We start from the raw sequence: 5736 nt of genomic DNA on the forward strand, positions 1-5736 counted from the left end.
TGGGCGTCCGCCGCCGAGGCTTCGCCGCGCGAGAACATCTCCTCCTCGTAGGCGACGAGCGCGATTTCGACTTGATCGCGATGCGCGACGATGGCCTTGGCGAGCTCGGCGCCATCGAACATCGCCAGGTTCGCACCCTCGCCACCCGGCGGTGCGAGATGGGCGGCATCACCGAGGAGCGTGACGCCGGGTTTTCGATCCCACCGGTGTCCAACCGGAAGCGCGTGGATCATGCGCAGCGCCGGTGGCGAATCGCTGTCGGCGATCAACGCGGTCAGCTCCGGGGCCCATCCGTCGAACTCGGCTGCGATGCGAGCGGTGGCGGAAGCGGTGTTTCCGAAGTCGATGTCGGCGAACCACTCGCCGGGGCGCTTCAGCTCGGCATAGGTGTGGAGAACGCCACCCGACTCGCGGTGCGTGAAGATCGCCCTGCACGGAGACGGGGCGTACATGGCACCTCTTCCGACAGCCTTCGCCGCCACGGCGTGCCTCTCGTCGACGTCGTACAGATAGGTCTCGACGAACGCCGTGCCGACATATTCCGGCTCCGCGTCCGAAAGCAGCGGACGGATCTTCGACCACGCGCCGTCGGCCCCAACGAGAAGGTCCGTCGTCACCGTCGAGCCGTCGGCGAACGTCAGCTCGTGCCGGCCTGCGCCCGACGCGGTGGCCTGGACGAGCTTCTTTCTCCAATTGATCGCATGAGGCGGCAGGGAGGCGATGAGGATGCGCCGCAGGTCACCTCGAAGCACCTCTGGACGTCGCCCCGTCCCGGGGCTCTCGAACAACGGGACCCCGTGCTGGTCGAGAACGCGCATGGCCTCGCCGCCTTCGTGGATGATCGCTCGAAACTCGTCCATCAGACCGGCGGCTTCGAGGGCTCGCTGGCCGTCATGCTCGTGGATGTCGAGCTGACCGCCTTGCCTTCGAGCCTCCGCCGAAACATCCCCCTCGAAGATCGTCGAGGGGATGCCGTGCAGGTGGAGGACGCGGGCGAGCACAAGGCCGCCAAGTCCCGCGCCGACGATGGCTATCGGTATCATGAGGTGCTCCCAACCGTTTCTGGAACAACGTTCCACGAAAAGGCTATTGGAACGTTGTTCCAGTCGTGTCAAGGTGGCCTCCATGGGAGCAAAGATCCAACGCACCGACCGACGGTCCGACGCGCTATCGAAGAAGCGGATCGTCGGGGTGGCGATCGAGATCCTCGACGACGCCGGCGAAAGCGCGTTGACCTTCCGCGCGCTTGCAGGCCGCATGGCGACGGGCAGCGGCGCGATCTACTGGCACGTTAGCGACAAGGATGAGCTGCTCGCCGCGGCCGCCGAGGAGGTCGTCACCCCCTTCATGATCAAGATCGGGGGCGGTAGGCCGCGCGAAGCGATCCGGCTCATAGCGCTTGGTCTTTTCGACGCGATCGACGCCCATCCATGGGTCGGGACCCAACTGTCCCGCGGGCCCGGACAGCCCGCGATGCTCCGGATCTTCGAGGGCATCGGAGGCCGGCTTCTGGCGCTAGGCGTTCCCGAACGCGCACTGTTCGATTCCTGGTCCGCGCTCGTGAACTACATCGTCGGCGTCGCCGTCCAGAATGCCGCCAATGCCCGCAGCCATGCCCGCGGGACGGACCGCACGGCGCTTCTCGCGACCGTCGCGACGCAGTGGTCGCAACTCGACCCTTGCGAATACCCGTTCCTGCGTCAGGTGGCGGCGCAACTGCGCGAGCATGACGACCGTGAGCAGTTCCTTGCCGGCATCGACCTCATCCTGGCCGGCATCGGAACCGTCGGGTGACCGGCTGCGACACCGTACGCATCGGGTCGGGGTTGGGGAGATCCGCGGAGGGCACCTCCGCGTACTCCAGGGAAACCGACGTGCATGGTGGGCTCAGCGATCTGCGCCTTCCGGATCGAAGGCTATCCGGACCCAATCAGACCGCTTCATCCAATCCCTCCAGGCTGCCGCTCGACTTGTCGGCGAAAGCGCCGAACAACGGATCCCACTCTTGGATCGTCAGGGATACGATGAGGCCTTCGATGGCGAAGGGATCGCGCGCGACAAGCATTTCCGCGTCATTGCGCATTTCCGCGACGAAGATGAGGAAGCCTGTGCGCAGCGGAGTTCCCTTTAGCGGCCCCGAAGCGCGCAGAGCGCCACTCTCAACATGCGCCTTCAGTTAGCGGAAATGGGCGCCGACGTGTCGACCCCAACCATCGCCGTCAGGATAGGTCATGGTGACGATGAAGAACGGCATGGTCAGGATCCTCCGGCCGCGATGCGGACGACGACCTTGCCGACGTGTTCGCCGCTGGCCAGGTGCTGGAACGCCGCCGCCGCGTCCTCGAACGGGTAGACGGCGTCGATCACGGGCCTGATCCCGCTCTCACCAATTGCCCTGACCGCTTCGACAAGGTTGCCTCGGTCACCGACCGAGATGGAGCGCAGGCGGGCATAGGTGCCCTGGATGTCGAAGTAGTCGATGTTCGCAGGCTCGCTGCCCAGAAATCCGACCAGCACGACCTCGCCGTCGACCGCCACGGCCTTCAGCGATTGCCCGATCGTAGAGGATCCGCCGACCTCGACGATCCGCTCGACGCCTCGTCCTCCGGTCAGCTCACGCACCGCGTCTCCCCAGTCGGGCAGCTCGCGGTAGTTCAGGACCTCGTCGGCGCCCAGCGCCACCAGCCTCTCGGCCTTGTCGGCACTCGAGGTCGTCGCGATTACGCGGGCGCCCACCGCCTTGGCGAGCTGTACCGCGAAGATCGACACGCCCCCGGTTCCGAGCGTCAGCACCGTCTGACCCGCGCGGATCGGAGTTCCTCCGGCCAGCGCACACCAGGCGGTCGCCGCGGCGCACGGGAGCGTCGACCCCTCCTCCCAGCTCAGCCCGTCGGGCAGCGGCACGACCGCCTCCTGCGACACGACCTTGTATTCCGACAGCCAGCCGTCCTGTGCTGACCCGTAGCTGTCGGCCGCGAAGGATCGTGGACGCTCGCCACCGAACCAGCGGGGATGGAAGGCGCCGATGACGCGGTCGCCCGGCCTGAACTGTGTCACGCCTTCCCCGACTTCCATCACTTCGGCCGCTGCGTCGCTCGTCGGGATGAGCCCAGGTTTCGCGGGGGAGGGATAGCGTCCAAGCGGCATCGCGATGTCGCGGTAGTTCAGCGACACAGCCTGGATGCGCAGCAGGATCTCGCCGCGCTGCGGCTCGGCAACCGGCTCCTCATGCTGGTGGAGGTCGTCAAGGCCGGTCAGGGCGTCAAATCGATAGGTGCGCATCGCAGGTCTCCAAATCAGATCGATCAAGATCTTGCGTCCAAAGCGCATGCGGATAAATGAAGGAAGATCTTGGATACCTGAAACCCAGAGTTTCTAATCGATGGACCGGCTGCATAGCATGGCCGTCTTCGTGAAGGCGGCCGACCTTGGATCCTTTACCGCCGCTGCGGCGGCCCTCGATCTGTCGCCGCAGATGGTCGGCAGGCATGTCGGATTCCTGGAGGAGCGGCTCGGCGTCGAGCTGATCAGACGCACGACGCGACGTCAGAGCCTGACGTCCATCGGACAGGCCTTCTACGAGCGTTGCCGCACGATCCTCGCCGAGACGGACGCAGCTGAATCATTGGCTCAGGATCTCGGCACGACCCATCGCAGACATCTGCGCGTCGGCGCACCGGTGAGCTTCGGCGCATGCTGCCTCGCACCCATCGTCTCCAGCTATCTCGAGGCCCAACCGGCCGTATCGATCGATCTCGTCCTGAGCGATCGGTTCGTCGACATCGTGGACGAAGGCTACGACGTCGTGGTCCGCCTCGGCGATCTCGAGGATTCCTCGTTCCTTTCACGCACCCTTGCGCCGCACCGGCTCGTCGCCTGCGCGTCGCCGGGCTACCTCGCCAAGAGAGGCGCACCTGCGACGCCACACGATCTGGCGGATCACGACTGCCTCGGATTCATTTATTCGACGGGATTGCCGTTCGCCGACTGGATCTTCACGCGCGACGACGAGACCCAAACCGTACGCGTCCGAAGTCGTTTCCAATCCAACGACTCGCGCGTGCTGCGCACGGCCGCGCTCGCGGGTGGCGGCATCTTCCTTCAGGCAGAGAGCGTCCTTCGTGACGATCTCGCATCCGGCGCCCTAGTCCCCGTCCTCGAGGATTTCGACGCTCCCGTCCGAGCGATGCACCTGCTCTTTTCGGCCAACCGGCGCCAGACGCCGACACTGCGCAGCTTCGTCGATCTGGTCGTTGAAGTATTCGGCTGACCCGACCGAACAGACAGGCGCCCGGTTCCGCGCCGATGGTGACGCCCCGCCATGGCGAAGCAGTCCGAGCGAGGCCTTGGAGTTCTAGGAAGACCTCGGACCGGGCTCTAGAAGCGCCGCCGTCGGTTCGTCGAAGGACAAGCAGGTCACCTCGCACGAAGGCGCGTGGGATCGTGATCGCCTGCTTCGCCGACCGCCAAATCCTCCGCCGCCGAGCAGCTGAACTGACGAGGTCTCGGGATCAGGGCGACGCGCGTGCGCAGGTTCAGGGATAAAGGATCCCGTCGTTACGTGGCGGGATGATGATCGCTATGAGAGCAGCAGCGCCCGAGCATCGCTGCGGATCTCCGCGACCGTCTGCCGGATCAGCCAGTGCACGTAGCCCAGCTTTCCGATCACCGGTGCCGTCAGGACGAACGGATAGGCGTCGTCCTTTCCCATCGCCCCGTTCAAGGAGTTAAGCATCGTTGTGAGCGGCATCCAGTTGTTGACGAGCGTGTCGATGTTCTCCGCCTCGTAGGGGTCCACGGGGTCGTCGACCCAGGACGCGCGGAAGCGGTCTTTCGGCGGTGCGATGCGGAGCTGGTACGCGTAGGCCGTATCGAGGGTCGCCACCATGTGGAGGTAATGCGCCCAGGTCTCGGCGAAATCCTCCCAGGGGTGCATCGTCGCATAGGGGCTGACGTAGGCCTTCTGCCAGCCGGCCGGCGCCCCTTGAAGATAATGGCGACCGACAGCGGCCTGATAATCGATCCTGTCGTTTCCGAAGACCGCGCGGCACTCGGCCAGCCTTCCGGTATCGCGCACGAGCCTGTCCCAGAAATAGTGCGCGGACTCGTGGCGGAAGTGTCCGAGGACCGTGCGATAGGGTTCTCCGAGAAGGCTACGGCGCTGTTCACGCTCGACGTCGTCGGCTTCTTTCGTCGCGATGGTGATGAGACCGTTCGCGTGGCCTGTCATGACAGGCGGTGTTCCGTTGACCCCATCCTCAAGGAACTGGAAGCCCAGCGTTGCGACGCCCGCGCGCTCGATGACATCGATGAGCCCGAGCCGATGGAGCGAGGCGAAGAGCTTGTGCTTGGCCGACTCGATCTTGCGCCATGACGCAAGGCCTGCGGCCGTGTCGGTGGATGGCACGACGCGGTTGTGACGACACGAGGTGCATCGTCCTTCCTGGCTGGCGGCGTCCACCATCCAATTGCAGACGCCGAAGCGACTGTTGGAGCAACAGCGGAGCGTCAGGCCGGGCACCGCGAACGACGTCCATTCGCCGGATCCCTGGCGGCCCGGTTCAAGCACGACGAGCGAATCCGTCTCCGCCCAGTAGCCCAGTTCGCTGCGGCAACGGATGCAATGCGTGTTCTCGAAGAACAGCGGGAGCGAACAGTACTGACAAGAGTAGAGGCGCATTCGACGTCGGCCCTGTGAGGTGGGCGAAGTCGAGCGCCAGCCATGAGTTCCGCCAT

Annotated in this window: 6 protein-coding genes; 2 read left to right on the top strand and 4 right to left on the bottom strand. The window is 65.2% G+C overall.

The genetic code is table 11. From position 1 onward, the window contains the following. Nucleotides 1-1043: NAD(P)/FAD-dependent oxidoreductase (locus GSQ79_RS00930; protein WP_158806864.1), on the bottom strand; the 1043-nt coding region annotated here is incomplete at its 3' end. A gap of 82 nt (nt 1044-1125) precedes the next feature. Between GSQ79_RS00930 and GSQ79_RS00935 the strand changes: the two genes are divergently transcribed. After that, on the top strand, nt 1126-1794 hold the full coding sequence (locus tag GSQ79_RS00935; RefSeq protein ID WP_158806865.1) for a TetR/AcrR family transcriptional regulator: 669 nt from the start codon (nt 1126-1128) through the stop codon (nt 1792-1794). 136 nt (nt 1795-1930) lie between these two features. Here GSQ79_RS00935 and GSQ79_RS30200 read toward each other — a convergent pair whose 3' ends face one another. Continuing rightward, nucleotides 1931-2176 carry a YciI family protein gene (locus GSQ79_RS30200; RefSeq protein WP_210252973.1) on the bottom strand — a complete coding sequence of 82 codons (246 nt, stop codon included), beginning with the start codon at nt 2174-2176 and terminating at the stop codon, nt 1931-1933. 80 nt (nt 2177-2256) lie between these two features. After that, on the bottom strand, nt 2257-3309 hold the full coding sequence (locus GSQ79_RS00945) for an NAD(P)-dependent alcohol dehydrogenase (RefSeq protein WP_246725025.1): 1053 nt from the start codon (nt 3307-3309) through the stop codon (nt 2257-2259). A 91-nt stretch (nt 3310-3400) separates the two neighbouring features. Between GSQ79_RS00945 and GSQ79_RS00950 the strand changes: the two genes are divergently transcribed. Next, on the top strand, nt 3401-4270 hold the full coding sequence (locus GSQ79_RS00950; RefSeq protein ID WP_246725026.1) for a LysR family transcriptional regulator: 870 nt from the start codon (nt 3401-3403) through the stop codon (nt 4268-4270). 309 nt (nt 4271-4579) lie between these two features. Here GSQ79_RS00950 and GSQ79_RS00955 read toward each other — a convergent pair. Next, a partial coding sequence (locus GSQ79_RS00955) for a putative zinc-binding metallopeptidase (RefSeq protein ID WP_246725027.1) occupies nt 4580-5736 on the bottom strand: 1157 nt, incomplete at its 5' end.

Source organism: Beijerinckia sp. L45 (genome assembly GCF_009765775.1).
GTDB lineage: Bacteria > Pseudomonadota > Alphaproteobacteria > Rhizobiales > Beijerinckiaceae > RH-AL1.

Coding starts and splice junctions, on each gene's coding strand:
- GSQ79_RS00935 (WP_158806865.1), top strand. CDS start 1,126: ATGGGAGCAAAGATCCAACGCACCGACCGACGGTCCGACGCGCTATCG.
- GSQ79_RS00950 (WP_246725026.1), top strand. CDS start 3,401: ATGGCCGTCTTCGTGAAGGCGGCCGACCTTGGATCCTTTACCGCCGCT.